Origin of the sequence: Acidovorax sp. BLS4 (assembly GCF_032929295.1) — a bacterium.
In the GTDB taxonomy this organism is placed as follows: domain Bacteria; phylum Pseudomonadota; class Gammaproteobacteria; order Burkholderiales; family Burkholderiaceae_C; genus Paracidovorax.
Map to the genome: position 1 here is coordinate 4,862,145 of NZ_CP136797.1, position 26,844 is coordinate 4,888,988.

At 67.7% G+C, this 26,844-nt stretch carries 20 protein-coding genes; 13 read left to right on the forward strand and 7 right to left on the reverse strand.

The annotated features are described in order from the left end of the window. Positions 1-28: 28 nt before the first annotated feature. Positions 29-2,194, reverse strand: a complete 2,166-nt coding sequence (gene scpA / locus R1Z03_RS22400; RefSeq protein WP_284431139.1) for a methylmalonyl-CoA mutase — start codon at positions 2,192-2,194, stop codon at positions 29-31. A 124-nt stretch (positions 2,195-2,318) separates the two neighbouring features. On the opposite strand from scpA, the gene R1Z03_RS22405 reads away from it, so the two are divergent. Next, positions 2,319-2,954 carry a GntR family transcriptional regulator gene (locus R1Z03_RS22405; RefSeq protein ID WP_284431140.1) on the forward strand — a complete coding sequence of 212 codons (636 nt, stop codon included), beginning with the start codon at positions 2,319-2,321 and terminating at the stop codon, positions 2,952-2,954. Between the two features lie 161 nt (positions 2,955-3,115). After that, positions 3,116-5,194, forward strand: a complete 2,079-nt coding sequence (locus R1Z03_RS22410; protein WP_284431141.1) for a bifunctional diguanylate cyclase/phosphodiesterase — start codon at positions 3,116-3,118, stop codon at positions 5,192-5,194. 41 nt (positions 5,195-5,235) lie between these two features. On the opposite strand, the gene xopAP is transcribed toward R1Z03_RS22410, so the two are convergent. Both xopAP and R1Z03_RS22420 read right to left on the reverse strand, forming a co-directional pair. Beyond that, positions 5,236-6,216, reverse strand: coding sequence for a XopAP family type III secretion system effector (gene xopAP, locus R1Z03_RS22415; RefSeq protein ID WP_317355328.1), 981 nt, complete (start codon positions 6,214-6,216; stop codon positions 5,236-5,238). Positions 6,217-6,597: 381 nt separating this feature from the next. Continuing rightward, a complete protein-coding gene (locus R1Z03_RS22420; protein ID WP_317355331.1) occupies positions 6,598-7,719 on the reverse strand; it encodes a saccharopine dehydrogenase NADP-binding domain-containing protein in 1,122 nt (373 codons plus the stop codon). A gap of 162 nt (positions 7,720-7,881) precedes the next feature. Here R1Z03_RS22420 and R1Z03_RS22425 point away from each other — a divergent pair, with 162 nt between their 5' ends. The 5 genes from R1Z03_RS22425 (at position 7,882) to rsxB (ending at position 13,047) form a co-directional block, all read left to right on the forward strand. After that, positions 7,882-8,334, forward strand: coding sequence for an Lrp/AsnC family transcriptional regulator (locus R1Z03_RS22425; RefSeq protein WP_272569505.1), 453 nt, complete (start codon positions 7,882-7,884; stop codon positions 8,332-8,334). Positions 8,335-8,496: 162 nt separating this feature from the next. Further along, a complete protein-coding gene (dusA, locus tag R1Z03_RS22430; RefSeq protein ID WP_317355334.1) occupies positions 8,497-9,537 on the forward strand; it encodes a tRNA dihydrouridine(20/20a) synthase DusA in 1,041 nt (346 codons plus the stop codon). Positions 9,538-9,663: 126 nt separating this feature from the next. Beyond that, positions 9,664-10,734, forward strand: coding sequence for a (p)ppGpp synthetase (locus R1Z03_RS22435; protein WP_317355337.1), 1,071 nt, complete (start codon positions 9,664-9,666; stop codon positions 10,732-10,734). A gap of 214 nt (positions 10,735-10,948) precedes the next feature. Further along, on the forward strand, positions 10,949-12,376 hold the full coding sequence (locus tag R1Z03_RS22440; protein WP_317355340.1) for a polyhydroxyalkanoate depolymerase: 1,428 nt from the start codon (positions 10,949-10,951) through the stop codon (positions 12,374-12,376). Continuing rightward, entirely contained in the window at positions 12,373-13,047 is a 675-nt protein-coding gene (rsxB, locus tag R1Z03_RS22445; protein WP_317355343.1) for an electron transport complex subunit RsxB, read from the forward strand. Before R1Z03_RS22440 ends, rsxB begins: the two co-directional genes overlap by 4 nt. A 76-nt stretch (positions 13,048-13,123) precedes the next feature. Here rsxB and R1Z03_RS22450 read toward each other — a convergent pair whose 3' ends face one another. Next, positions 13,124-14,620 (reverse strand): methyl-accepting chemotaxis protein, encoded by a 1,497-nt coding sequence (locus tag R1Z03_RS22450; RefSeq protein WP_317355345.1) that lies wholly within the window; start codon positions 14,618-14,620, stop codon positions 13,124-13,126. Positions 14,621-14,832: 212 nt separating this feature from the next. On the opposite strand from R1Z03_RS22450, the gene dapC reads away from it, so the two are divergent. The 6 genes from dapC (at position 14,833) to R1Z03_RS22480 (ending at position 22,458) form a co-directional block, all read left to right on the forward strand. After that, a complete protein-coding gene (gene dapC / locus R1Z03_RS22455) occupies positions 14,833-16,035 on the forward strand; it encodes a succinyldiaminopimelate transaminase (protein WP_317355347.1) in 1,203 nt (400 codons plus the stop codon). A gap of 8 nt (positions 16,036-16,043) precedes the next feature. Further along, positions 16,044-16,868, forward strand: a complete 825-nt coding sequence (dapD, locus tag R1Z03_RS22460) for a 2,3,4,5-tetrahydropyridine-2,6-dicarboxylate N-succinyltransferase (protein WP_272569511.1) — start codon at positions 16,044-16,046, stop codon at positions 16,866-16,868. 88 nt (positions 16,869-16,956) lie between these two features. Next, on the forward strand, positions 16,957-18,117 hold the full coding sequence (locus tag R1Z03_RS22465) for a PilT/PilU family type 4a pilus ATPase (protein WP_284431151.1): 1,161 nt from the start codon (positions 16,957-16,959) through the stop codon (positions 18,115-18,117). A 40-nt stretch (positions 18,118-18,157) separates the two neighbouring features. After that, on the forward strand, positions 18,158-19,333 hold the full coding sequence (gene dapE / locus R1Z03_RS22470; protein ID WP_317355350.1) for a succinyl-diaminopimelate desuccinylase: 1,176 nt from the start codon (positions 18,158-18,160) through the stop codon (positions 19,331-19,333). Beyond that, positions 19,330-20,271, forward strand: coding sequence for a 50S ribosomal protein L3 N(5)-glutamine methyltransferase (gene prmB / locus R1Z03_RS22475; protein WP_317355353.1), 942 nt, complete (start codon positions 19,330-19,332; stop codon positions 20,269-20,271). The genes dapE and prmB overlap by 4 nt, the downstream gene beginning before the upstream one ends. Positions 20,272-20,415: 144 nt before the next feature. After that, the gene (locus R1Z03_RS22480) at positions 20,416-22,458 is read left to right on the forward strand and encodes an ATP-binding cassette domain-containing protein (RefSeq protein ID WP_317355355.1); all 2,043 of its coding nucleotides are present in this window, start codon (positions 20,416-20,418) and stop codon (positions 22,456-22,458) included. Positions 22,459-22,868: 410 nt separating this feature from the next. On the opposite strand, the gene phbB is transcribed toward R1Z03_RS22480, so the two are convergent. From phbB to R1Z03_RS22495, 3 genes are all read right to left on the reverse strand, one after another. Next, on the reverse strand, positions 22,869-23,606 hold the full coding sequence (gene phbB, locus R1Z03_RS22485; protein WP_284404332.1) for an acetoacetyl-CoA reductase: 738 nt from the start codon (positions 23,604-23,606) through the stop codon (positions 22,869-22,871). 218 nt (positions 23,607-23,824) lie between these two features. Continuing rightward, positions 23,825-25,006: an acetyl-CoA C-acetyltransferase gene (locus R1Z03_RS22490; protein WP_317355360.1), complete on the reverse strand. Its 1,182-nt coding sequence runs from the start codon at positions 25,004-25,006 to the stop codon at positions 23,825-23,827. Positions 25,007-25,115: 109 nt separating this feature from the next. Continuing rightward, positions 25,116-26,840 (reverse strand): class I poly(R)-hydroxyalkanoic acid synthase, encoded by a 1,725-nt coding sequence (locus tag R1Z03_RS22495; protein WP_317355363.1) that lies wholly within the window; start codon positions 26,838-26,840, stop codon positions 25,116-25,118. Positions 26,841-26,844 lie beyond the last annotated feature (4 nt).

The window sequence follows — 26,844 nt, forward strand, 5'->3', positions numbered from 1 at the left end:
GCAGGCGCCCGGCCGACGGTCGCCGTCGTCATGCCGCGAAGGCCTTGCGGATCTGCTCCAGCACGTCCTTGGCGCTGGCCGGGATCGGCGTGCCGGGGCCGTACACGCCCTTGACGCCCGCCTCGTAGAGGAAGTCGTAGTCCTGCACCGGGATCACGCCGCCCACGAAGACGATGATGTCGTCCGCGCCCTGGTCCTTGAGCGACTGGATGATGGCCGGAACCAGCGTCTTGTGCCCCGCCGCCAGGGTGGAGACCCCCACGGCATGCACGTCGTTCTCGATGGCCTGGCGCGCGCATTCCTCGGGGGTCTGGAAGAGCGGGCCCATGTCCACGTCGAACCCCAGGTCGGCGAAGGCCGTGGCCACCACCTTGGCGCCGCGGTCGTGCCCGTCCTGACCGAGCTTGGCGATCATCACGCGCGGGCGGCGGCCTTCGGCCTCGGCGAACTCGTTGATCTCGGCCTTGAGCTGCTCCCAGCCTTCGGCCGAGTCGTAGGCGGCGGCATACACGCCCGTCACCTTCTGCGTGTCGGCGCGGTGGCGGCCATAGACCTTCTCCAGCGCATCGGACACCTCGCCCACCGTGGCGCGCAGGCGCATCGCCTGGATGGCCAGGTCGAGCAGGTTGCCTTCGCCGCTTTCCGCCGCGGCCGTGAGCGCGTCCAGCGCCTGCTGCACCTGCGCGGCATCGCGTTTTTCGCGGATGGCTTTCAGGCGCGCGATCTGCCCGTCGCGCACCTTCACGTTGTCGATCTGCAGGATGTCGACCGGGTCTTCCTTGTGCAGCTTGTACTTGTTGACGCCCACGATCACGTCCTTGCCCGAGTCGATGCGCGCCTGCTTCTCGGCGGCCGCGGCCTCGATCTTGAGCTTGGCCCAGCCGCTGTCCACCGCCTGGGTCATGCCGCCCATGGCCTCGACCTCTTCGATGATGGTCCACGCGGCATCGGCCATGTCCTGCGTGAGCTTTTCCATCATGTAGCTGCCGGCCCAGGGGTCGATCACGCTGGTAATGTGGGTCTCTTCCTGGATGATGAGCTGCGTGTTGCGGGCGATGCGGGCCGAGAACTCGGTGGGCAGCGCGATGGCCTCGTCCAGCGCATTGGTGTGCAGGCTCTGCGTGCCGCCGAACACCGCGGCCATGGCCTCGATGGTGGTGCGCACCACGTTGTTGTAGGGGTCCTGCTCGGTCAGGCTCCAGCCGCTGGTCTGGCAGTGGGTGCGCAGCATCAGGCTCTTGGGGTTCTTGGCACCGGTGGCCTTCATGATGCGGCACCACAGCAGGCGCGCGGCGCGCATCTTGGCCACCTCCAGATAGAAGTTCATGCCGATCGCCCAGAAGAACGACAGGCGGCCGGCGAACTCGTCCACGTCCAGCCCCGAGGCGATGGCCGTCTTCACGTACTCCTTGCCATCGGCCAGGGTGAAGGCCAGCTCCAGCGCCTGGTTGGCGCCCGCCTCCTGCATGTGGTAGCCGCTGATGGAGATGGAATTGAACTTCGGCATGTTCCGCGCCGTGTAGCCGATGATGTCGCCGATGATGCGCATCGAGGGCTTGGGCGGGTAGATGTAGGTGTTGCGCACCATGAACTCTTTCAGAATGTCGTTCTGAATGGTTCCCGACAGCTGGTCCTGCCGCACGCCCTGCTCTTCCGCGGCCACCACGTAGCCGGCCAGCACCGGCAGCACGGCGCCATTCATCGTCATGGACACGCTCACCTTGTCCAGCGGAATCTGGTCGAAGAGGATCTTCATGTCCTCCACCGAATCGATCGCCACGCCGGCCTTGCCCACGTCGCCCGTGACCCGCGGATGGTCGCTGTCGTAGCCGCGGTGCGTGGCCAGGTCGAACGCCACGCTCACCCCCTGCCCGCCAGCGGCCAGCGCCTTGCGATAGAAGGCGTTGGACTCCTCGGCCGTGGAAAAGCCCGCGTACTGGCGGATCGTCCAGGGCCGCACCGCGTACATCGTGGCTTGTGGGCCGCGCAGATAGGGCTCGAAGCCTGGCAGCGTGTTGGCGTAAGGCAGGTTCGCCGTGTCCTCGGCCGTGTAGAGCGGCTTGACCGTGATGCCATCGGGCGTCACCCAGTTCAGCGCCGCGACATCGCCACCGGGGGCCGACTTGGCGGCGGCCCGGGTCCACGCGGCGAGGTCTGCGGGGGCGAAAGAGGGGAATGGGGTGTTGCTGCTCATATCTGGGAAGGCTTCACGGGTCGCGAGAAAAGCGCGGTGGCGCTGCAACGATTTGGCACAGTGAAGCGAGTCTAACCCAATCTGTAATTATTAATTTATAGTTTTTCTGCGGTACATTCCCGCCATGTCAGCCGCCACCCTCACCCCCCGCGCCCTCTACGAAGAGGTGGCGGAGCAACTGCGCCAGCGCATCTTTCGGCGCGAGCTGCAGCCCGGCAGCTGGATCGACGAGCTGCGCATCGCCGAGGAGTTCGGCATCAGCCGCACCCCCCTGCGCGAGGCCCTCAAGGTGCTCGCCGCCGAAGGGCTGGTCACGATGAAGGTCCGCCGCGGCGCTTACGTGACCGAGGTGTCCGACAAGGACCTGCGCGACGTGTACCACCTGCTGGCGCTGCTGGAGAGCGATGCGGCCGGCGTGGTCGCCGCCAGCGCCACGGCCGAACAGCTGCGCGAGCTGGAAGGACTGCACCGCGAGCTGGCCGCCAGCGTGGCCGACCGCGAGCGCTTCTTCGCGGTGAACGAGCGCTTTCACATGCGGGTGCTGGAGATGGCCGACAACCGCTGGCGCAACCAGATGGTGGCCGACCTGCGCAAGGTGATGAAGCTCAACCGCCACAACTCGCTGCTCAAGCAGGGCCGCATCGAGGAATCGCTGCGCGAACACGGCCGGGTGCTGGCCGCGCTGCAGGCACACGACGCGCAGGCCGCCGCCTGCGCCATGCGCGAGCACTTCTCCAACGGGCTGCAGGCTGCCGCCTGAGCCGTGCCGCGGCCTGCGGGCCGCGTCCCCTGAAACACCCGGCGCTTGCCCCGCAGGGATATCGCCTTCATGATGCACCCGTTGTCCATAAACGATGGCACCGCGCGCGTGCGTTAGCCATCCCCCACGGCCAAGGCCGGTGACACACGGGAGGAGCTTGCATGCTGGAGCGGTTTTTCTTGCTGGGAGAGTCCCCTGCCGACCTGCTGGTGGCACAGCACGATCCGTGGCTGGTGCTGCTGTCGGTCGCGGTGGCCGTGGCCACGTCGACCCTCGCGCTGCACCTGGCGGGGCAGGCCCGGCTGACCCACGAACCGGTGCACCGCACGATGGCGCTGGCCACTTCCGCCGTCGCGCTGGGGGCGGGCATCTGGGCCATGCACTTCATCGGCATGCTGGCCTTCACCCTGTGCGTGGCGGTCCAATACGACGTTGGCATCACCCTCCTGTCGATGCTGCCGGGCCTGGCCGCCTCCTGGGTGGCGCTCACCGTGCTGGCCCGCCAGGAGGTCACCGGGCGGCAATTGGCCATGGGCGGATTGCTCGTGGGCGCGGGCATCGGCGCCATGCACTACGCCGGCATGGAAGCCCTGCGCATGGCGCCGGACCTGCGCTACGACCCGGCCTGGTTCGCCGCATCGATCGTGGTGGCGGTCGTCCTGGCCGTGCTGGCGCTGTGGGTGCGCTTCACGGTGCACCAGCGCAGCGGCATGTCCAACTGGCAGGCCACCGTGCTGTCGGGCAGCATCATGGGCATGGCGATCTCGGGCATGCACTACACCGCCATGGCGGCTGCCCGCTTCGTCGGGCAGGCCGACCCGGAAATGCCGGACAGCCACGCCTGGACGCAGGCGCTCGCGGTGATGGTGGCGCTGGTGACGGCCGGGGTGGGAATCTTCGCGGGCGTGGCCAACGGCCTGATCCGCTACCGCGACATGTACCGCAAGGTGCGCCGCAGCGAATCGCGCCTGCGCGCCCTGGTGGACACGGCGGTGGACGGCATCATCACCATCGACCATGAAGGCACGGTCCAAAGCTACAACCGCTCGGCGGAGCGCATCTTCGGCTGGCCGCCCACCGACGTGCTGGGCCGCAACATCCGCATGCTCATGCCGCAGCCCGACAGCGCCGCCCACGACGGCTACCTGCGCCGCTACCTGGAGACCGGCGAGGCGCGCATCATCGGCACGGGCCGCGAGGTGCTGGGGCTGCACCGCGACGGCAGCACCTTCCCGCTGCGGCTGGCCATCGGGCGCGCCGATGCACCCGGGAGCCCGATGTTCGTGGGGTTCGTCACCGACCTGCGCGGCGTGAAGGAAGCAGAGATGCGGCTGGGCATCGCCGCCAGCGTGTTCGCGCACAGCTACGAAGCGGTGCTCATCCTGGACGCCGAGCGTGCCATCGTGGACGCCAATCCCGCATTCGAGCGGATGATGGGCGAGTCCCGCACCGAAGTCCTCGGCCGCCACGTGCAGACGCTCTACGCCGCCGCGCCCCACCCCGACTTTCCTGGCGTATGGCATGCCGTGCAGGCCCAGGGCTACTGGCAGGGGGAACTGCTCGGGCGCAGCCCGCAGGGAGCCTTGCCGCAGCGCGTGTCCATCGCGGCGGTGCTGGGCGACGAAGGTTACCCGCACCACTACATCGTGGTCATCAGTGACATCACCCAGATCAAGGCGCACGAGCAGGAGCTGGAGCACATCGCGCTTTACGACAGCCTCACCGGCCTGCCCAACCGCCGCCTGCTGGCCGACCGGCTGGTGCTGGCGATCGCCCATGCGCAAAGGCACCGCGAACTGCTGGCCGTGTGCTATCTCGATCTCGACGGCTTCAAGCGCGTGAACGACCAGCACGGCCATGCCGCCGGCGACCAGTTGCTCATCGAGGTCGGCCGGCGCATCCAGTCGCATCTGCGCGCCGAGGACACGCTGGCGCGGCTGGGCGGCGACGAAATGGTGCTGCTGATCGGCGGGCTGCAGTCCCCCGACGACTGCGCCCCCCTGCTGGAACGGGTGCTGCAGGCCGTGCACCAACCCGTGCCGCTGCCGCACGGCCAGGGCTTCGTCTCGGCCAGCATCGGCCTGAGCATCTACCCGCTGGACGGCGACAACCCAGACCTGCTGCTGCGCCAGGCCGACCACGCCATGTACGAGGCCAAGCAGAACGGCAAGAACCACTGCCGACGGTTCCAGGGCGCCGAACCCATGGTGCAGGCGCCGCTGTACGCATCCGGCCGCTAGGTACCGAGCGCCGGCGGCAGTGGCGACTCCCGCTCCTGCCCCTACGGCGCGCTGAAGAGGTGCTCCAGGTCCACCGGATGCATGGCCGATGCGATCACGGGCTGCCACTGGGGCAGCTCGTGGTTGGCGGACAGATTGATCCGGTCAGCCCATCGGTCCTGGTAAGTGACGATCCGGGGATTGCCTGCCGCGGAGTAGGTCCCTGGCTGTGCCGACGCCACCCAGCCCGGGTGGTGCATGAGCATCGGCATGGACTGGATCGGGTCCAGCGACCGGGTGAACTGGCGCAGCGCGAAGGCCATGCCCCCTGCGGTCTTCGGGGCGACGTAGCGCTGCGCGACGGCCTCCATCCCCAGGCGCGGCGGGTTGAAGGCGTAGGTGCTGACCTTGCCACGCGCGCCGTTGGCGTCCAGAAAATGCGCGATGTCGAAGCTGGCCAGCGTGGCCACCGCCGCCCCGAGGCTGTGTCCCACCACCGAGACCGACAGTGCCTTACCGCTGTCCCGCGCCATGCCGGCATAGCGCATCAGCAGGCCACCCAGATCCAGCCCGTTGGCACGCGGCGCCAGCGCTTCGGCATGCCACCGCTCCTGCCAACCGCTGCCCACCTGTCCCAGGTCAGGAAGGCCCGGGTCCAGCGGATTGGCATGGGGCCGGGGAATCTGCGACTTGAGGTCGCACATCAGATCGTCGCGGTCTTCCATGCGTGTGCCGGCAAACCCCAGCACGACCGCGAGCACCTGCGGGTGCTCCAGGTGGTCCCAGCACTTGGTGGCCGCGCTGGACTGATCGGCGGCGAAGCGCATGCCGCCCCGGCCGGTGATCTCGTCGAAATCCACGGTGTACGCCTGCCCCGCGAAATCCCGCATGCCCTCCAGCACCGCCCGCTGCAAGGCCTGCGTGGCCCTGGACGGCAGGCTGCGGGCGCCGCCGGCGTGCGGCAGATCGACCACCCAAAGGGCATCGGCGATATCGACCGAGGCCATGTCGATCACCGTTGGGGCCTCCAGACGGGCCCGCATCGGCCCGGAGCCGGTAGAGAGGCGCGGCGGCCGTTGAACAGCCAACCCGTGCAACGGCCCTGCCGTGCTGTGCCGCATCGGGATGCGTACTGGGGCACCGGGTGGAGGGCCTTGCGGAGTGGGCGCGCCCACCGAATGCGGCGGTGCCGTCGCTGGAAGTGGCTGTCGGAAAAATGCCGTGGTCATCGATCAGAGGTGCGCGGGTGATGCACGCGGGCGGGGGATGGGCGCAGACCCTGGCACCGGCGCATGGAATGGAGGAGGAAACCGAGGCCGGTATTCCACTGCGCCCGCCGCGGTCCGGAGCGACCGTGGGCGAACCGAGATGCCGCCCCGCGAACTGCGCAGCCCTCCCCGTCCCCGGTCCATCTTCGCTCCGGTTCAGGCGGCAGTTGCCCCTTCAGCCTGCGCCAGCGCGTGATCGCGATAGGCCCGGCCGAAGCGATTGCCCAGGAAATCCCCCAGCGCGATCTGCTCCTGCCGGATGAACCCGGACTGCGGCAGCCGCCCCTGCACCACCAGGTCCAGTGCCGCGCAGATGCTGGCCGCCGTGGTCAGCTGGATGGCATTCAGCGCGTGCCCGCCCACCGTGGCGCCGACGATGCGTGCCGAGTACGCGTCCTGCACGAGCCGCCCGCCGCGCAGGCCCGATGCACTGGCGAAGACGACGATCACGTCCTGCTCGGTGGCCGGAATGGCGGCCTCGAAAATGTCCTTGAGCAGGTCACGCCGGTCGCGCAGGCGCAGGTCGTTCAGCAGCAGCTTCAGGATGGCGCAGTGCCCCGGGTAGCGGATCGACTGGTAATCCATGCGGCGGGCCCGGCCGGCCCAGGTTTCGGGCAGGGTGCCCAGCCCGCCCGAGGTGTTGAAGGCCTCGTATTCCACCCCGTCGAGCGCGAAGGTCTCCAGTCCGTCCAGCGCCGCCACGGTGGTGGGCTGGCCGTCCACGATGGCTTCGCAGGGGTTGCAGTATTCGTTGATGAGGCCTTCGGTGCTCCACGTCAGGTTGTAGCGCAGCGCGCCCAGCGGGTAGCGCGGCAACGCGCCCACGCGCATGCGCAGGTCGTGCAGCGTGTCGAAGCGCCGCGCCAGATCGTTGCCCACCACGCCGATGAAGCCCGGCGCCAGCCCGCACTGCGGCATCAGCACGCTGCGGGTATCGTGCGCGAGGGTACGGATCGCCTGGGTGCTGCGCACGTCTTCGGTCAGGTCGAAGTAGTGCACCCCGTGGCGGGCGCACAGCGTGGCCACCGGCACGGCGCGGTGGAACGGCAACGCATTCAATACGGCGAACTGCCCGGCCACGGCCGCCTCCAGGGCGCCATCGTCCTGCAGCAGCACGGTGCCGACGCCCAGCGCCGCCACCCGGGCCAGCGCCTCGGGGTCCCGGTCGGCCACGGTGATCTGGTATTCGCCCACCTCCTGCAGCAGCACGGCCATGGCAAAACCAATGTGGCCCGCGCCCAGGATGGCGATGCGATGGGTCGATGGGGTGGAAGGCATGGCGGTCTCCTCAAGGGGGTTGCAACGAAGGGATGGATGCAGCCATGCTAGGCGCCGATGCTGTCGATGTGTAGCGTGCAAAACGTCGTATTTGCTTCATTCATTCGCCGAAACGACGAAAATGACTGACGCATTCGCAGCCCTGTTCCAAAGGACCCCGCCATGGCCACCGAAATGGACGACACCGATCGCCGCCTGCTCAGCCTGCTGCAAGCCAACGCGCGCGAAAGCACCGCGCTGCTCGCCCGCCGCCTGGGCCTGGCGCGCACCACCGTCGTCGCGCGCATCGCCCGGCTGGAGCGAGAGGGCATCGTGGCCGGCTACGGCGTGCGGCTGGGCGCGCCGCTGCAGGCGCAGGCCGTGCGCGCCTGGTGCAGCCTGAGCGTGCTGCCCAAGGCCTCGCCGGCGGTGCTGCGCATGCTCGGTGCGCTGCCCGAGGTGGAAGAGGTCTCGGCCGTGAGCGGTGCGTTCGACTACCTCGTGTTTCTGCGCTGCACCAGCCATGAACAGCTCGATGCGCTGCTCGACCGCATCGGCCAGCTGGAGGGCGTGCACCAGACGCAGACCAGCATCGTGCTCAGCCGCAAGATCGACCGGCGGGGCGCCGGCGACTGAAGGTGCTGCCGTTTGCTCCTGATTGCATAGCAACACAGGCAATCAATCCGCCGGCATGGGCGCATTTCCCTTTGAATCCGTCTTCCCCGGTCCGATGGGATAATGCGCCCTGCCCTTCCCCAGCCCTGTCTCCCCTGCCTGCCGCTTTTTCTGTCCGTGCCCATGTCCACCGCTCCCTACAGTCCCTGGCGCCTGTCCGTCGCGCCCATGATGGACTGGACCGACCGCCACTGCCGCTACCTGCACCGCCTGCTGAGCCGCCATGCGCTGCTCTACACCGAGATGGTGACGACCGGCGCGCTGATCCATGGCGACGTGGAGCGGCACCTGCGCTTCAACGCCGAGGAGCACCCGGTGGCCCTGCAACTGGGCGGCAGCGAGCCGGCCGATCTGGCCCAGGCCGCGCGGCTGGGTGCGCAGTGGGGCTACGGAGAGATCAACCTCAACTGCGGCTGCCCCAGCGAGCGCGTGCAGCGCGGCGCTTTCGGCGCCTGCCTGATGAACGAGCCGCAACTGGTAGCCGACGGCGTGAAGGCCATGGTCGATGTGGTGGACGTGCCGGTCACGGTCAAGCACCGCATCGGCATCGACCAGAGCGAAGACTACGGCTTCGTGCGCGACTTCATCGGCACCGTGGCGGATGCGGGCTGCAACGTGTTCATCGTCCATGCGCGCAATGCCTGGCTCAAGGGCCTGTCGCCCAAGGAAAACCGCGAGATCCCGCCGCTGCGGTACGACGTGGTGCAGCGCCTGAAGGCGGATTTTCCGCACCTCACCATCGCCTTGAACGGCGGCCTGGCCACCGACGAGGCCGTGGCCGATGCGCTGGGCCGGGTCGATGGCGCCATGGTGGGGCGCGAGGCGTACCACAACCCCTGGTGGCTCGCGCGCTGGGACGCGCTCTACTTCGGCGCCGCCGACAACGCCCTCACGCGCGAGGGGGTCGAGGCTGCGATGGTGGACTACATGGCACGCGAGGCAGCGCTGCATGGCACCCACTGGTATTCGATCGCCCGCCACATGCTGGGGCTGCGCCACGGCCTGCCGGGCGCGCGTCGCTGGCGGCAGGTGTGGAGCGACCACCGGCTGAAGGGCCTGCCCGCGCACGAGGTGATGGCCCTCGCGCAGGCGCCGCAGCGCGGCGCGCCTTCCGATGTCCCGGCCGCCCTGGACACCTCGGCCGAACTGGCGGCCACGCGGTAAATCCGGCCGGCACGGCCGGCGCCGTTCCGGGCACCGGGCCCGGGCAATGCAGTTGGACTACGATGGCGGCTCGGACGGTGGCCCGCCGTGGAGGCCATCGCCCTCAAGCACCGTTTCTTTTTGCCCATGCCCTCGCTCGATTTCTCCCGGGAAGAAAAAGGTTTCGAAGCCGCCTATGCCCAGGAACTGCCTGCGCTGCAGTACGCCTGCGCCTCCTATATGGCGCTGCTGCAGGCCATCCTCTCGCGCACGCCCCACCTGGACATCACCAAGGTCGAGGGGCGCGTGAAGGACCGCCGCGAATGCGTGAACAAGTTCTCGCGCAAGTACCGCGCGGCGCTGGAAGAAAGCAACACCCCCTACGAAATCCGCCCCTACATCACCGACCTGATCGGCGTGCGGGTGGTGTGCCTGTACGAGGACGAACTGGAAAAGGTGGCGCAGGCCGTGCGATCGCACTTCGACGTGATCGACGTGACCGACAAGGTGACGGCGGTGGAGAGCACCGAGGACTCCTTCGGCTACAAGGGCCTGCACCTGGACCTGCGGCTGACGCCGACCCAGGCGGCCCTGGCCGAACACGCGGCCTATGCCCACCAGCCGGTCGAGCTGCAGGTGCGCACGATCATCCAGGACTCCTGGAGCGTGCTGGACCACAAGATCAAGTACAAGAAATCGATCCCCGGGCAGCTCAAGCGGCGCATCAACGTGCTGTCGGCCCTCTTCGAGCTGGCCGACCGCGAGTTCCTGCAGATCCGCGACGCGACCGAGGCCGAACTGCGGCAGGCACCCGACGAAACCGCCGAACCCGACGACGACACCGACCTGGAGTCGGCCCCCGCCGAGAAGGCGCAGGCGGCGGGCAGCGAGCTCAATGCGTTCACGTTCCTCAAGATCGCGAACCACTTCTTCAAGGACCAGGACTTCGAGCCGCACAAGGTGGACTTGTTCGTGGACGACATCCGCGCATGGTCGCCCACCATCACCCGGGCCCGCTTCAACACCCTGATGCGCGCCACCATCGGCACCGTCAAACGCTACAAGCAGCACTTCGAGGACCACAACCCGCAGGGCAGCTTCAACGCCTACACGGTCATCCGCCACTGCCTTTACCTGGGCGACCGCACCACGTTCCGACGGGCATTGCGCAACAGTTCGCGCGAGGCGTTCGAGGCATGGCTGAAAGAACAGGCCTGACGACACGTCCAGGCACCGACCACCAAAACAGCCCTCAGCGCAATCATCACTAGGGCATGGTGCTATATTTTTAATAGCAAACAAACAGCCTGCCGTCACGCGACAATTGTTTCCATTTGTCGCATAGGTGACTCGTTGTCAGTACTTTCACGCCATACAGGGGTTGCGTTGTACTGCTATATTGCACTGCAACATATCCGGAGTTTCGCGCCAAATGCTTTACAACATCTACGAAACCCAGCGTTCGCTCATGGAGCCGTTCGCGGACTTTGCCCAGACCGCCTCCAAGCTCTACAGCAACCCCGTGTCGCCCTTCAGCCAGACGGTCTTCGCCCAGCGCATGTCCGCGGGCTATGACCTGCTGTACCGCCTGGGCAAGGATTACGAGAAGCCGGTGTTCGGCATCCACACCGTCAGCGTGGAGGGCACCGATGTCGCCATCCACGAACGGGTGGAGATCGACAAGCCCTTTTGCGAGTTGCGCCGCTTCAAGCGCTTCTCGGACGACCCCGCCACCCTCACCCACATCAAGCAGCAGCCCGCCGTGCTGATCGTGGCGCCGTTGTCGGGCCACTACGCCACGCTGCTGCGCGACACCGTGCGCACCATGCTGCAGGGCCACAAGGTCTACATCACCGACTGGAAGAATGCCCGCCTCGTGCCGCTGGCCGACGGTGCCTTCCATCTGGATGACTACGTGAACTACGTGCAGGAGTTCATCCGCCACCTGCAGTCGCGCTACGGCAACTGCCACGTGGTCAGCGTGTGCCAGCCCACGGTGCCGGTGCTGGCCGCCGTGTCGCTCATGGCCAGCCGCGGCGAGACCACCCCGCTGTCCATGACCATGATGGGCGGGCCCATCGACGCGCGCAAATCCCCCACCGCGGTGAACAACCTGGCCACGAACCGCAGCTACGAGTGGTTCGAGAACAACGTGATCTACCGCGTGCCCGACAGCTTCCCCGGCGCGGGCCGGCGCGTTTACCCCGGCTTCCTGCAACACACGGGCTTCGTGGCGATGAACCCCGACCGCCACGCCACCAGCCACTACGACTACTTCAAGGACCTCATCAAGGGCGACGACGCCAGCGCCGAGGCCCACCGCAAGTTCTACGACGAATACAACGCCGTGCTGGACATGGATGCGGACTATTACCTGGAAACCATCAAGACCGTCTTCCAGGACTACAGCCTCGTGCACGGCACCTGGGATGTGCGCGCCCCTGACGGCCAGCCCGAGCGCGTGCGCCCGCAGGACATCCACACCACCGCGCTGCTCACCGTTGAAGGCGAGCTGGACGACATCTCCGGCTCCGGCCAGACCGAGGCCGCGCACAGCCTGTGCACCGGCATCGCCCAGAAGAACCGCAGCCACTACGAAGTGAAGGGCGCGGGCCACTACGGCATCTTCAGCGGCCGCCGCTGGCGTGAGCTGGTGTACCCCCAGGTGCGCGACTTCATCCTGGCCCATGAGCCCGCCCACGCGGCCGACACCGGCACCACGCCCCTGCCCAGCGACGACGCACCGCGCCGCCGCACCGGTGCTGCGGCGGCCGTGCACGCGGACACAGCCGGGCTGAAGGCCGCGGCCACCGCCGCCGCCAGCGCGCCGCGCGCCAAGCGCGCGCCCCGCAAGGCTTGACCCCCGCCGCGGACGCCGTCCGCGCGCTCGCGGCGCGCATCGATGCGGTGCTGCCGCAGACGCAGTGCACCCGCTGCGGCTACCCCGATTGCGCGGCCTATGCCCTGGCGGTCGCCACGGCCGAGGCAGGCATCAACCAATGCCCGCCCGGTGGCGCCGAAGGCGTGGAACGCCTGGCCGCCCTCACGCAGCGGCCAGTGCGGCCGCTGTCGCCCGAACACGGCACCGAAGGGCCGCGCGCCGTGGCGTTCATCGACGAGGCCTGGTGCATCGGCTGCACGCTGTGCCTCAAGGCCTGCCCCACGGACGCGATCCTGGGAGCCAACAAGCAGATGCACACGGTGATCGAGGACCATTGCACGGGCTGCGAACTGTGCATTCCCGTGTGCCCGGTCGATTGCATCGTGCTGGAAAACGCCAGCGGCAGCGCGACCGGCTGGGCCGCCTGGTCCGCGGCACAGGCCGGGCACGCCCGGGACCGCTACGCGGCCCGCACCCAGCGGCTGGCCCGTGACGCACAGGCGGCACCCGCCTTGCTGCCGACCCCGGAGCCCGCTACGGCCTCAGCCGACGCAGGGGCGGCCTCATCCTTGGCGCCGCCCGGAGATGCCAAGCAGGCCGCCATCGCCGCCGCCATGGAGCGGGCCCGCGCCAGGCGTTCCGCCGGCTGACGCGAGGGCCCGCAGGCAACGCAGGCCCATCCGTTTTCTTCTTTGGATGCCGGTGGTCTGGCCTGGCCGGCCGAGCTCAGGCCGAAGCAATGAGCGACTTGTAGACGCCGCAACCCAGGTAGATGTCCCCGGCCTTGCACACGAACGACATCTTGGTCTGCACCCCGCCGGTGGCCGGGTTGGTGATGTTGTACTCCACCCATCCCGGCCCCTGATCGGCCTGGCCCGTGATGGATGCCATCAGCGCCGCGCCGTCGATGCCGGGAATGTCCTGCACGCGGGACCCGACCTTGGCTGGATTGCCGCCGAAGGCCAGGTAGGTGCCGTCCAAGCGCAGGGCAAACACGTACATGTCCCGGTCATGAAAGGGCTGGGCCGGGTCCGTCAGCGTGCGCAGCAGGCTGGCCTGGGGCGCCGTGCGCGCCAGGGCCACAGCCCGCTCCACCAGCGCCTTGGCCTCGTCGGCGGTGCCCTGCTGCAGGCGGAACGACATCACCGCCCGCGAGAGCGTGGAGGCGCGGTGTTCCAGCGCCTCGGCCTGGTGCACGGCCTGGCCCACCATCTGGGCGTTGCGCTGGGTGATCTGGTCGAGCTGCTGGACGGCGGCGCTGATTTCGCTGAGGCCGGTGCTCTGCTCGGCGCTGGAGGCCGAGATCTCGCTCACGTTGGCGGCCACGCTGCGCACGCCACCCGCCATCTCGGCGATGCCCGAGCCCGCCGCCCGGATCAGCTGCGCGCTGGTCTCCACCTGGCGCACCGAGTCGCCGATGAGGTCACGGATCTCACGCGCCGCCGCGCCCGATCGCCCGGCCAGCGACCGCACTTCGGACGCCACCACGGCGAATCCCCGGCCCTGCTCACCCGCGCGGGCCGCCTCCACCGCCGCGTTCAGCGCCAGGATGTTGGTCTGGAAGGCGATGCCGTCGATCACCGCCGTGATCTCGGCCATGCGACTGGCACCCTGCTGGATGGCCTCGACCGACTGCACCGCCCGGCCCATGGCCTGCGCGCCCGCATCGGCCGAGGTGCGTACCTGGGCCGCCTGCTGGTCCGCCGAGCGGGCGGTTTCGGCGTTCTGCTGCACTGTGGAGGACAGTTGTTCGACGCTCGCGGCGGTCTGCTCCAGATTGGCGGCCTGCTGCTCGGTGCGCTCGGCCAGCGCCCGGTTGTCCGCGGCCAGGCTTTCGCCGGCATGGGCAACCAGCGCGGCATTGCTGCGGATGTCGGCCACCATCGACGACAGCATGAGCACCATGCGCTCCAGCAGGCCACCCAGTCGGGCCATTTCGTCCTGCCCCACGATGCGCGGCCGCGCTCCCAGGTCGCCGCGCGCTGCGCTGTCCATGGCATGGGCCAGCACCGCGAGGTCGTCCGCCATGCCGCGGTGCATCGCCGCCGCCAGGTAGGCGACCAGACCGCTTCCGGCAGCGAACCACCACCAGCGGCCCTGCGTGGCCAGCGCCAAGGCCAGCATCGAAGCCAACGCGGTGGCCGACAGCAGCGCCATCTTGGCGGGCAGCGCCAGGCGGCGCATCAGCCGCACGCCCGGCCCCATTGGCGAAAATGAACCCATTCCGATGTCTCCCCAAGCGCTTTTAGTGCGCGAATGCTAAAGGCTGCGACTTACGCGCGATTGACGCGCGCCGAACCCGAAACCGTGCCACCGGCGGCGAACACGGCGTGCGCCGGCCCGTCTCCACCGCCCCGCCAACCCCTTCCCGGGGCCATTGCGGGTGGACGCGTACCCGGCGGAAGGCCGCGCTCCATCCACCATAATGGCGGCCCATGAATCCCCTGCTCTCCCACCTGCAGCCCTACCCCTTCGAGCGGCTGCGACAGCTCTTCGCGGGGGTCACGCCCCCCGCGTCGTACCGCGCCATCAGCCTCGGCATGGGGGAACCCCGCCACCCCACGCCCGCCTTCATCAAGGAAGCGCTCACCCAAAGCCTGTCGGGCCTGGCCAGCTACCCCGCCACGGCCGGCGAGCCGCGACTTCGCCAGGCCTGCGCCGACTGGATGCAGCGGCGCTACGGCCTGGCGGTGGACGCCGCCACCCAGGTGCTGCCCATCAACGGATCGCGCGAGGCACTGTTCGCCTTCGCGCAGACCATCATCGACCCAACGCGCGCGGGCGCAACGGTGGTTTGCCCCAATCCCTTCTATCAAATCTACGAAGGCGCGGCGCTGCTGTCGGGCGCCACGCCCTACTACGCGCCCAGCGACCCGGCCCGCAACTTCGCCGTGGACTGGGACAGCGTGCCCGAGGGCGTCTGGCAGAACACGCAGCTGCTCTTCGTGTGTTCCCCGGGCAATCCGACAGGCGCGGTCATGCCGCTGGCCGAATGGCGAAAGCTCTTCGAGCTGAGCGACCGCCACGGCTTCGTCATCGCCTCGGACGAGTGCTATAGCGAGATCTACTTCCAGGGCGAGCCGCCGCTGGGCGGGCTGGAGGCCGCGGCCCAGCTCGGCCGCGCCGATTTCCGCAACCTGGTCGCCTTCACCAGCCTGTCCAAGCGCAGCAACGTGCCCGGCCTGCGCAGCGGCTTCGTGGCGGGTGACGCCCGGCTGATCCAGGCCTTCCTGCTCTACCGCACCTACCATGGCAGCGCCATGGGCCCGGCCGTGCAGGGCGCGAGCATCGCGGCCTGGAACGACGAGCAGCACGTGGACGAGAACCGCGCGCTCTACCGCCGCAAGTTCGAAGACGTCACGCCGCTGCTGGCCCGCGTGATGGACGTGGCGCTGCCCGACGCGGGCTTCTACCTCTGGGCCCGCGTGCCCGACGCCCTGGGCCTGACCGATGCGCAGTTCGCCCGCGAACTGCTCGCTCAATACAATGTGACGGTGCTGCCCGGCAGCTACCTCGCCCGCGAGGCCGGCGGCGTCAACCCCGGCGCGCAACGCATCCGCATGGCCCTGGTGGCCGAAGCCGAAGAATGCGTGGAGGCAGCCCAGCGCATCGTGCAATTCATCCAATCCCATCCCTGAACCGACCCATGACCCAACAACTTCAGACCCTCATCGACAACGCCTGGGACAACCGCGCCAGCCTCTCGCCCGCCGCGGCCCCCAAGGAGGTGCAGGATGCCGTGGAACACGTGATCGCCGAGCTGAACAACGGCAAGCTGCGCGTGGCCACGCGCGAAGGCGTCGGGCAGTGGACGGTGCACCAGTGGATCAAGAAGGCCGTGCTGCTGTCGTTCCGCCTCAAGGACAACGAAATCATGAAGGCCGGCGAGCTGGGCTTCTACGACAAGGTGCCCACGAAGTTCGGCCACCTGTCGGCCCAGGAAATGGCCGCCACCGGCGTGCGCGTGGTGCCCCCCGCCGTGGCGCGCCGCGGCAGCTACATCGCCAAGGGCGCCATCCTGATGCCCAGCTACGTGAACATCGGCGCCTACGTGGACGAAGGCACCATGGTCGATACCTGGGCCACCGTGGGCAGCTGCGCCCAGGTGGGCAAGAACGTCCACCTGTCCGGCGGCGTGGGGCTGGGCGGCGTGCTGGAGCCGCTGCAGGCCAACCCGACCATCATCGAGGACAACTGCTTCATCGGCGCGCGCTCGGAAATCGTCGAAGGCGTGATCGTGGAAGAGAACTCGGTCATCTCGATGGGCGTGTACATCGGTCAGAGCACCCCCATCTACGACCGCGCCACCGGCGAGACCAGCTTCGGCCGCGTGCCGGCCGGCTCGGTCGTGGTGAGCGGCAACCTGCCCAAAGACAATGGCCGCTACAGCATGTACGCCGCCATCATCGTCAAGAAGGTGGATGCCAAGACCCGCTCCACCACCAGCCTGAACGACCTGCTGCGCGACTGACAGCACCGCACGCCGCACCGCACCGCCCCGGATCCGATCCGCCCGTCCACCCGCGACCCGCACCCCGACGAACGAAAGAGCAATCCCCATGAGCACGATGGAACGGATTCTTCGACTGATGGCCGAAAAGCGGGCGTCGGACGTGTACCTGTCGGCCAACGCGCCGGCGCTGATCAAGATCAACGGCGAGTGCGTGCCGATCAACAGCCAGGTGCTTCCGGCCGACGCGCCGAAGAACCTGCTGGCCGAGATCGTCTCGCCCGACCGCATCGAGGAGCTGGAGGAAACCGGTGAACTCAACATGGGCGTGCCGCTCACCGGCGTCGGGCGCTTTCGCGTGAGCGCCATGCGCCAGCGCGGCAGCTACGCGGTGGTGATCCGCTTCATCGCGCAGCACATTCCGCCGCTGGCCTCGCTGAACCTGCCGCCGGTGCTGAGCGACCTCATCCTGGAAAAGCGCGGTCTGCTGCTGGTCGTCGGCGCCACGGGCTCGGGCAAGAGCACCACGCTCGCCTCGATGATCGACAGCCGCAACGAGCAACTCACCGGCCACATCCTGACCGTGGAAGACCCGGTGGAATACCAGTTCCGCAACAAGAAGTCGATCGTGAACCAGCGCGAGATCGGCGCCGACACGCAGTCGCTGCAGACCGCCCTGAAAAACGCCCTGCGCCAGGCGCCCGACGTGATCCTGATCGGCGAAATCCGCGACCGCGAGACCATGTCCGCAGCCATCGCCTATGCGCAGTCGGGGCACCTGTGCCTGGCCACCCTGCACGGCAACAACAGCTACCACGCGCTCAACCGGATTTTGAGCTTCTACCCCGTCGAGGTGCGCCCCACCATGCTGGGCGACCTGGGCTCGGCGCTCAAGGCCATCGTGTCGCAGCGCCTGGTGCGCACCCCGGCCGGCGACCGCGTGCCCGCCGTCGAGGTCATGCTCAACACCAAGCTGGTGGGCGACCTGATCGAGAAGGGCGACTTCTCGGGCGTGCGCGAAGCCATGGAAAAGTCCATGGCCGAAGGCTCTCAGACGTTCGAGGAGGCGCTGGCCCAGCTCATCCTCGAAGGCCGCATCGATCGCAAGGAAGGCATGGCCTATGCCGACTCGCCCACCAACCTGATGTGGCGGCTGCAGAACGATTTCTCCCTGGCTTCCAAGAACGCCAAAGCCCAGAGCGAGGCCGCGCGGGAAGAGGAAGACCAGCCGTCCTTCACCGAGATCGTGCTGGACGTCAAGCCGTCCTGACCTGCCCCGCCCTCCTTCGCCCGAACCGCCTGCCCACACGATGTCCCGAACCCTGCACTTGGCCGAACAGCTCATTGCCCGCCCCTCCATCACCCCGAACGACGCGGGCTGCCTGGAGCTGCTGGCCGACCGCCTTCGGCCGCTCGGCTTCGACTGCGAACGCATGGACAGCGGACCGGACGATTTCCGCGTCAGCAACCTGTGGGCAAAACGGCCCGCAGCGCAATCAGCACTAGGGCATGACGCTATCAAAACCATAGTATTCGCCGGCCACACCGATGTGGTGCCGACCGGCCCCGTCGAGCAATGGGGCAGCGATCCCTTCACGCCCATGCACCGCGGCGGCAAGCTCTATGGGCGCGGCGCGAGCGACATGAAGACCTCGATCGCCGCCTTCGTCGTCGCCGTGGAAGAGTTCCTGGCAGCCACGCCCCAGCCGGGCCTGCAGATCGCGTTCCTGCTCACCAGCGACGAAGAAGGCCCCTCGGTGGACGGCACCAAGGTGGTGGTCGATCGGCTCCGCGAGCGTGGCGAGGCGCTGCATTACTGCATCGTGGGTGAACCCACTTCAGTCGAGAAGACCGGCGACATGATCAAGAACGGCCGCCGCGGCACACTCAGCGGGCGGCTCACCGTGCGGGGCGTGCAGGGCCACATCGCCTACCCGCAACTGGCGCGCAACCCCATCCACCAGGCCCTCCCGGCGCTGGCCGAACTGGCCGCCATCCGCTGGGACGAGGGCAACGCCTTCTTTCCGCCCACCAGCTGGCAGATCAGCAACATGCACGGCGGCACGGGCGCGACCAACGTCATCCCGGGTGCGGTGGTGATCGACTTCAACTTCCGCTTTTCCACCGAATCGACGGCCGAGGGCCTGAAGCAGCGCGTGCATGCGCTGCTGGACCGCCACGGCCTCGAATACGGCCTGTCCTGGACCTTGGGCGGGCAGCCCTTTCTCACGGAGCCCGGCGAACTGGTGCGGGCCGTGCAGCAGGCGGTGCTGGATGAAACGGGCCTGGACACCGAGCTGTCCACCACCGGCGGCACCAGTGATGGGCGCTTCATCGCGCAGATCTGCCCGCAGGTGATCGAACTGGGCCCACCCAACGCCACCATCCACAAGATCGACGAGCACGTGGTCGTGGCCGACATCGAGCCGCTGAAGAACATCTACCGCCGCACGCTCGAGCATCTGAACGCACAGGCGGGCGCATGAGCGAAGCGGCGCAAACCACCGGGGCCCAGGTGCATGGCGACACGGTCGGCGCCCTGATCGCCTCCGGCACCGCGCGGCTGGAGGCCTCGGGCGTGGCCTTCGGTCACGGCACCGCCAATGCGCGCGACGAGGCTGTGTGGCTGGTGCTGTGGCGCCTGGGCATTGCCCTGGACGAGCCGCTGGACGATGGCCTGGAGCCCGTCTCCGCCCGCACCGTGGCTGCGGCCGATCAAGCCCGCGTGGCCGCGCTGTTCGAAGAGCGCATCGCCACCCGCAAACCCGCGGCCTACCTGACGCGCGAAGCGTGGCTGCAGGGCGTTCCGTTCTACGTGGACGAGCGGGCCATCGTGCCGCGCAGCTTCATCGCCGAACTGCTGGTGAATCCGCCACTGGACGGCGGCATCGACGGATTTTTGGGCGAGCAGACGCGGGCCGTGCTGGACCTGTGCACCGGCAACGGCAGCCTGGCTATCCTGGCGGCCATGGTCTATCCGGACGTGCAGGTCACCGGGGCCGACATCTCGCCCGAAGCGCTGGCCGTGGCCCGCATCAATGTGGACAAGCACGGCCTGCAAGAGCGCGTGGCCTTGCAACAGTCCGACGGGCTGGACGCTGTGCTGGGCCCGTGGGACCTGATCCTCTGCAACCCCCCCTACGTGAATGCCCAGAGCATGGCGGCGCTGCCCCCGGAATACCTCGCCGAGCCCGCGCTCGCCCTGGCCGGTGGCCCGGATGGCATGGACTTCGTGCGCCGCCTGCTGGCGCAGGCGCCCGGCTGCATGAGGGAAGACGGCGTGCTGGTGCTGGAGATCGGCAACGAGCGCAGCCATTTCGAAGCCGCCTTTCCGGACCTGCCTGTGTTCTGGCTCGACACGAGCACTGGCGAGGACCAGGTGCTGCTGATCACCCGCGAGGCATTGGTGGCACACCCGACCTGATTTCGCACTGCCGACCGGGGGCGCCCAGGCGCCCTGCTCCCTTCGCGCGGGCTGCCGTTTGCGGCGCGCGCCGGGCTGGTGCTTGCCATCCAGTCCTCCGTTTTTTCTTCGGGCGTTTTTGAACGCCCTTGCTGGTTCTTATCGATGATCACACTCAAAAACGTTACCTTGCGCCGCAGCGCCAAGGTCCTGCTCGACCGCGTCTCCGTCACCATCAACCCCGGGGAGAACGTGGGCCTGGTCGGGCGCAACGGCGCGGGCAAATCCAGCCTCTTCGCACTGCTCAACCGCACGCTGCACGAGGATGGCGGCGACTTCTTCATTCCACCGCAGTGGCGCATGGCCCAGGTCGCGCAGAACATGCCGGAGACCTCGGAATCGGCCACCGAATTCGTGCTCAACGGCGACACGCGACTGGCCGAACTGCGCCAGGCCTTGGTCCAGGCCGAGCAGGACGAGGACGGCATGGCCATCGCGCATGCCTATTCCGACCTGGCCGATGCGGGCGACCATGATGCCGTGCCGCGCGCCCAGGCGCTGATCCTGGGCCTGGGGTTCCGCGTGTCCGAGCTGGAGCACCCCGTGAACAGCTTCTCCGGCGGCTGGCGCATGCGCCTGCAGTTGGCGCGGGCGCTGATGAGCCCCAGCGACCTGCTGCTGCTCGATGAACCCACCAACCACTTGGACCTGGACGCTCTGGTGTGGCTGGAAGCGTGGCTCAAGCGCTATGCCGGCACGCTGATCGTCATCAGCCATGACCGCGAATTTCTCGATGCCATCACCAACGTTACGTTGCAGATCGAGAACGCCCAGCTGAACCGCTACGGCGGTAACTACAGCCGCTTCGAGGAACTGCGTGCCCAACAGATCGAGCTGCAGCAGGCCTCGTTCGCCAAGCAGCAGGACAAGATCGCCCACCTGCAGAAGTTCATCGACCGCTTCAAGGCCAAGGCCAGCAAGGCCAAGCAGGCACAAAGCCGCGTCAAGGCGCTGGAGCGCATGGAAAAGATCGCGCCCCTGCTGGCCGAGGCGGAGTTCACTTTTGAATTCAAGGAGCCGGTCAACCTGCCCAACCCCATGCTGGCGATCAGCGACGCGTCGTTCGGGTACACGCCCGAGGAAGGCGAGCCGACGACCATCCTGCGGCATGTGAGCCGGTCCGTGCTGGCAGGCCAGCGCATCGGCATCCTGGGCGCGAACGGCCAGGGCAAGTCCACGCTGGTCAAGACCATCGCGCGCGAGATGAAGCCGCTGGCCGGCTCGGTCATCGAGGGCAAGGGCTTGTCGATCGGCTACTTCGCGCAGCAGGAACTGGACGTGCTGCGGCCTTCCGACAATCCGCTCGAGCACATGATCCGCCTGGCCAAGGAACTGGGCCCCAACGCCCGCGAGCCCAGCCGCGAGCAGGACCTGCGCAGCTACCTGGGCAGCTTCAATTTCTCCGGCGACATGGTCAAGCAATCGGTCGGCACGATGAGCGGTGGCGAAAAGGCCCGCCTGGTGCTGGCGATGATCGTCTGGCAGCGCCCCAACCTGCTGCTGCTGGACGAGCCTACCAACCACCTGGACCTGGCCACCCGCGAGGCGCTGTCCATGGCGCTCAACGAGTTCGAAGGCACCGTGATGCTGGTCAGCCATGACCGGGCATTGCTGCGGGCGGTGTGCGATGAATTCTGGCTGGTGGGACGCGGCGTGGTCGGCCCGTTCGACGGCGATCTGGACGATTACCAGCGCTACCTGCTGGAGGAATCCAAACGCCTGCGCGAGCAGGCCAAGGCGGCCGAGTCCGCGGCTTCGTCGGCACCCGTGGCGGTGGTGACCGCCGCGCCGGTGGCAGCCCCCGTTGCCCCTGCGCCTTCGGTGACGCCCGCGCCAGTGGCCGCTGCGCCCGTGGCGCGCGATGCCCGGGAGCAACGCAAGCTGGGGGCCCAGGCCCGGCAGCAGCTGGCCGAGAAAACCCGGCCCTTGAAGCGCGAGCTGGAGAAGGTCAACCAGCGGTTGGCCGCGCTCACGGCCGAGAAAGCCGAGATCGAGGAACGCCTGACCCAGCCCCTGCCGCCGGCCGAAATCGCGGAAAACGGGCGCCGGCTGAAAGCCTGTGCCGATGAAACCGACCAGCTCGAAGAGCGCTGGCTGGAAATTTCATCCGAGGTAGAAGCTCTCGAATCTCAAGCCAGCGAAGCGTAAAACCATGTAACCATTGCCACTGAATTCCGATGCGGTGTCAAATGGGGACTCATTGATTAGCTACGTTTTTAGGAGCAAAAAAATCGCCGCCAACTGGTTGCGTTTTTTTGCATTCTTCTGTCAACGGGCCTTCCGGGCGGGGCGTTGTTCATCCATCACAGGAGATAACCGTATGACTACCACCGCTATCATGTCCGCCTGGCCCGAAGACGAACGCGACCGCAAGCGCGCACCGGCCCGCCTCTAACGGCTGGCGCTTCGACCCAGAAGGCTCAGGTCACTTCGACACCACAGCCTCCGCCAGCGCCTCCTTTCCTTCTCCCCATTTCCTCCCCCCAAATTGAAAAAACCCCGCCTCGGCGGGGTTTTTGTTGCCTTGACGGGTGCCGCGAAGCGGCATCCACCACCTTTCAGCCCATGTGCAGGCCGCCGTTGACCGAGAAATCGGCCCCCGTGGCGTAGCCGCCCTCTTCCGAGGCCAGCCAGGCGATGATCGATGCGATCTCGCTCGGTTCGCCCAGGCGTTTGACCGGAACCGTGGCAACGATCTTTTCCAGCACGTCGGGACGGATGGCTTTCACCATGTCGGTGCCGATGTAGCCCGGGCTCACGGTGTTCACCGTCACGCCTTTGGTCGCCAGTTCCTGCGCCAGCGCCATCGAAAAGCCGTGCATGCCGGCCTTGGCGGCGGAATAGTTGGTCTGCCCGGCCTGGCCCTTCTCGCCGTTCACGCTGCTGATGTTGATGATGCGGCCCCAGCCCTTTTCCACCATGTCGCCCACGACCTGTTTGGTCACGTTGAACATGCTGTTGAGGTTGGTTTCGATGACCGCATCCCAGTCTTCGCGCGACATCTTGAGGAACATGCGGTCGCGCGTGATGCCCGCGTTGTTCACCAGCACGTCGATGGTGCCGTGATCGGCTTTGGTGGCCGTGAAGGCCTCCACGGTGGAATCCCAGTCGCCGACATTGCCCACCGAGGCATAGAAGGTGTAGCCCAGCGCCTTTTGCTCGGCCAGCCATTTGGCGTGGTCGCGCGTGGGCCCGCAGCCCGCGATGACCTTGAAACCATCCTTGTGCAAACGCTGGCAGATGGCCGTTCCGATGCCACCCATGCCCCCTGTGACATACGCTACTTTCTGGTTCATGTGAGTTCTCCTTATCAACGATTCACGCGAGCACTCTAACCAAGATTCCACGCCCGGCCGCTGAGGAAAACACCGAGCCACACAAATTTTGACAAAGCCATGCGGGCCCCGCGTGCTATCAGAACCGCAGCAGCCACGCCGCAGGCAAAAAAAAGCCGCACCGAAGTGCGGCTTTTGGCTTGATGCAGCAGCGCGGTGGTAGAAGCACCGCGCGCCGCTCAGGCCCGCTCGACCGCCAGCGACACGCCCATGCCGCCGCCGATGCACAGGGCGGCCACGCCCTTCTTGGCGCCGCGGCGCTTCATCTCGTGCAGCAGTGTGACGAGCACGCGGCAGCCGGACGCTCCGATGGGGTGGCCGATGGCGATGGCGCCGCCGTTCACGTTCACCTTGGCGGCATCCAGGCCCAAAGCCTGGTTCACCGCGCAGGCCTGGGCGGCGAAGGCCTCGTTCAGCTCGAACAGGTCCACGTCGTCCGTGGTCCAGCCGGCGCGCTTCAGCGCCTTGCGGGTCGCCGACACCGGGCCCATGCCCATCGTGGCGGGATCCAGGCCGCTGGTGCCGTAGGACACGATGCGTGCCAGGGGCTCCAGGCCCAGTTCGGCGGCCTTCTTGGCGCTCATCACGACCACGGCGGCGGCGCCGTCGTTCAGGCCCGACGCATTGCCCGCGGTGACGGAGCCGGCCTTGTCGAAGGCCGGGCGCAGGCCCGACAGGGCTTCCGCATTGGTCTTGCGGTTGAGGTATTCGTCGGCATTGAAGAGCACGGGGTCGCCCTTCTTCTGCGCCAGGCTGACGGTCACGATCTCGTCGGCGAACTTGCCGGCATCCTGTGCCGCGGCGGCCTTCTGCTGGCTGCCCAGGGCCAGCGCGTCCTGCTGCTCGCGGGTGATGCCGTGTTCCTTGGCCACGTTCTCGGCGGTGATGCCCATGTGGTACTGGTTGTACACGTCCCACAGCCCATCCACGATCATGGTGTCGGCCATCTTCCAGTCGCCCATGCGCTGGCCTTCGCGCGAGCCGTTGAGCACGTGCGGCGACAGGCTCATGTTCTCCTGGCCGCCGGCCACCACGATCTCGCTGTCGCCCGTGGCGATGGCCTGGGCGGCCAGCATGACGGCCTTCAGGCCCGAGCCGCAGACCGCGTTGATGGTGAGGGCGGGGGTTTCCTTGGCCACGCCGGCCTTCATCATGGCCTGGCGTGCGGGGTTCTGGCCGACGCCGGCCGTCAGCACCTGGCCCATGATGACTTCGCCGACCTGATCCAGCGGCACCTTGGCGCGGGCCAGGGCCTCCTTGATGACGATGGCGCCCAGCTCGGTGGCGGGGGTCTTGGCGAGCGCGCCGCCGAACTTGCCCACGGCCGTGCGAACGGCGGAAACGATGACGATGTCTTCCATATCAGTCCTTTTTGTGCAGAAACGGGAATCTTGAAATCGGGGAGCCCTGCGGGCCGCAGCGCGCCCGTGCGGCAGATTGTGTCAGCCGCCCGGCGCGCGCACTGCGGCGTCAGGCTTTTTGCTTGACGTAGCGCCCCGGCGCCGGTTCGGTGGCCTTGAAACGCGTGCCGCGGCCATAGGCCTTGGGCGCCGCGACCAGCTTGCCCGCATGGCCCTTGAGCCAGCGCGACCAGTCGGTCCACCAGCTGCCAGGGTGCTCGGTGGCGCCCTTGAGCCATTCGTCGAGCGTGCCGGGCAATTGGCCGTCCTCGCGCAGCCAGTGGCTGCGCTTTTTCTTGGAGGGCGGGTTGATCACGCCGGCGATGTGGCCGGACGCGCCCATGGCGAAGCGCTTCTTGCCCGGCAGCACCTGGGTGGAGGCATACGCCGCGTCAATGGGCACGATGTGGTCTTCGCGCGAGCCGTAGATGTACACCGGCAGATCCACGAGGTTCAGGTCGATGGCCTCGCCGCACACCGTGAGCCGGCCGGGCCGCACCAGGTTGTTCTCGAGGTAGAAGTTGCGCAGGTACCAGGCATAGAAGGGCCCGGGCAGATTGGTGCTGTCGCTGTTCCAGTAGAGCAGGTCGAACGGCGGCGGCGTCTCGCCCTTGAGGTAGTTGCCCACCACGTAGTTCCATACCAGATCGTTGGGCCGCAGGAAGCTGAACGTGGAGGCCAGATCCTGCCCCTTCATCATGCCGCCCTTCCCCATCTGCAGCTCGCGGAACTGCACGAACGCCTCGTCGATGAACACGTCCAGGATGCCGGTGTTGGAAAAGTCGATGAGCGTGGTGAGGAAGGTGGCGCTCGCCACCGGCTCTTCGCCGCGCGCGGCCAGCACGGCCAGCGCATTGCTCAGGATGGTGCCGCCCACGCAGAAACCCAGGGCGTTGATCTGCGCCGCGCCGGTGATGTCCTGCACCGTGCCGATGGCGGTCAGCGCGCCCTCTTGCACATAGTCGTCCCAGGTTTGATGGGCCAGCGAATCGTCCGGATTGCGCCAGCTCACGACGAAGGTGCGGTGCCCCTCGCTCACCGCATGGCGGATCAGCGAGTTCTCGGGCTGCAGGTCGAGGATATAGAACTTGTTGATGCACGGCGGCACCATGAGGAAGGGCCGCTCGTGCACCTTGTCCGTGAGCGGCTTGTATTCGATGAGCTGGAACAGCGCGTTTTCGAACACGACCGCCCCCTCGGTGGTGGCCACGTTGCGGCCGACCTCGAACAGGCTTTCGTCGGTCATCGAGACGTGGCCCTGGCGCAGGTCGTGCAGCAGGTTGGCCACGCCCTTGGCGATGCTCTCGCCTTGCGTTTCGATGGCTTTCTTCTGGGCCTCGGCATTGAAGGCGAGGAAGTTGCTGGGCGCCATGGCCGCCATCCATTGCTCCACGCCGAACCGGATGCGCGCGCGGGTCTTGGCATCGGCTTCGACCGCATCGACCAGGCCCATGAGGGTGCGCGCGTTGAGCAGGTAGGCCGCCGCCGAGAAGGCGGCCACGGGGTTCTGGGCCCAGGCCTCGCCGCTGAAACGGCGGTCCGCGCTGGCGTTGGCCTGTGCGCCCTGCGTCCACAGCGCGGTGGCCTCCTTCACATACTGCTGCTGCAGGGCCGCGAGCTTTTCGGGGGCGAACTGCACCGAAGCAGCAGGCGCCTTGGCGAAGGCGCCGGCAGCGCCCGCCGGGGCGGCCTGCTGGAAAGCCTGCATCGCCTGGGTCCAACCCTTGCCCAGCATTTGCTGGAACTGCTGGAATGCCTGGGTGTCCGCTCCCCAGGGTGCTTCAGAATCCGCCATGTTC

What these genes read in the sequence shown, in the direction of transcription:
- scpA (WP_284431139.1), bottom strand. Translation starts at nt 2,194, where the DNA reads ATGAGCAGCAACACCCCATTCCCCTCTTTCGCCCCCGCAGACCTCGCC.
- R1Z03_RS22405 (WP_284431140.1), top strand. Translation starts at nt 2,319, where the DNA reads ATGTCAGCCGCCACCCTCACCCCCCGCGCCCTCTACGAAGAGGTGGCG.
- R1Z03_RS22410 (WP_284431141.1), top strand. Translation starts at nt 3,116, where the DNA reads ATGCTGGAGCGGTTTTTCTTGCTGGGAGAGTCCCCTGCCGACCTGCTG.
- xopAP (WP_317355328.1), bottom strand. Translation starts at nt 6,216, where the DNA reads ATGCGGGCCCGTCTGGAGGCCCCAACGGTGATCGACATGGCCTCGGTC.
- R1Z03_RS22420 (WP_317355331.1), bottom strand. Translation starts at nt 7,719, where the DNA reads ATGCCTTCCACCCCATCGACCCATCGCATCGCCATCCTGGGCGCGGGC.
- R1Z03_RS22425 (WP_272569505.1), top strand. Translation starts at nt 7,882, where the DNA reads ATGGCCACCGAAATGGACGACACCGATCGCCGCCTGCTCAGCCTGCTG.
- dusA (WP_317355334.1), top strand. Translation starts at nt 8,497, where the DNA reads ATGTCCACCGCTCCCTACAGTCCCTGGCGCCTGTCCGTCGCGCCCATG.
- R1Z03_RS22435 (WP_317355337.1), top strand. Translation starts at nt 9,664, where the DNA reads ATGCCCTCGCTCGATTTCTCCCGGGAAGAAAAAGGTTTCGAAGCCGCC.
- R1Z03_RS22440 (WP_317355340.1), top strand. Translation starts at nt 10,949, where the DNA reads ATGCTTTACAACATCTACGAAACCCAGCGTTCGCTCATGGAGCCGTTC.
- R1Z03_RS22450 (WP_317355345.1), bottom strand. Translation starts at nt 14,620, where the DNA reads ATGGGTTCATTTTCGCCAATGGGGCCGGGCGTGCGGCTGATGCGCCGC.
- dapC (WP_317355347.1), top strand. Translation starts at nt 14,833, where the DNA reads ATGAATCCCCTGCTCTCCCACCTGCAGCCCTACCCCTTCGAGCGGCTG.
- dapD (WP_272569511.1), top strand. Translation starts at nt 16,044, where the DNA reads ATGACCCAACAACTTCAGACCCTCATCGACAACGCCTGGGACAACCGC.
- R1Z03_RS22465 (WP_284431151.1), top strand. Translation starts at nt 16,957, where the DNA reads ATGAGCACGATGGAACGGATTCTTCGACTGATGGCCGAAAAGCGGGCG.
- dapE (WP_317355350.1), top strand. Translation starts at nt 18,158, where the DNA reads ATGTCCCGAACCCTGCACTTGGCCGAACAGCTCATTGCCCGCCCCTCC.
- prmB (WP_317355353.1), top strand. Translation starts at nt 19,330, where the DNA reads ATGAGCGAAGCGGCGCAAACCACCGGGGCCCAGGTGCATGGCGACACG.
- R1Z03_RS22480 (WP_317355355.1), top strand. Translation starts at nt 20,416, where the DNA reads ATGATCACACTCAAAAACGTTACCTTGCGCCGCAGCGCCAAGGTCCTG.
- phbB (WP_284404332.1), bottom strand. Translation starts at nt 23,606, where the DNA reads ATGAACCAGAAAGTAGCGTATGTCACAGGGGGCATGGGTGGCATCGGA.
- R1Z03_RS22490 (WP_317355360.1), bottom strand. Translation starts at nt 25,006, where the DNA reads ATGGAAGACATCGTCATCGTTTCCGCCGTTCGCACGGCCGTGGGCAAG.
- R1Z03_RS22495 (WP_317355363.1), bottom strand. Translation starts at nt 26,840, where the DNA reads ATGGCGGATTCTGAAGCACCCTGGGGAGCGGACACCCAGGCATTCCAG.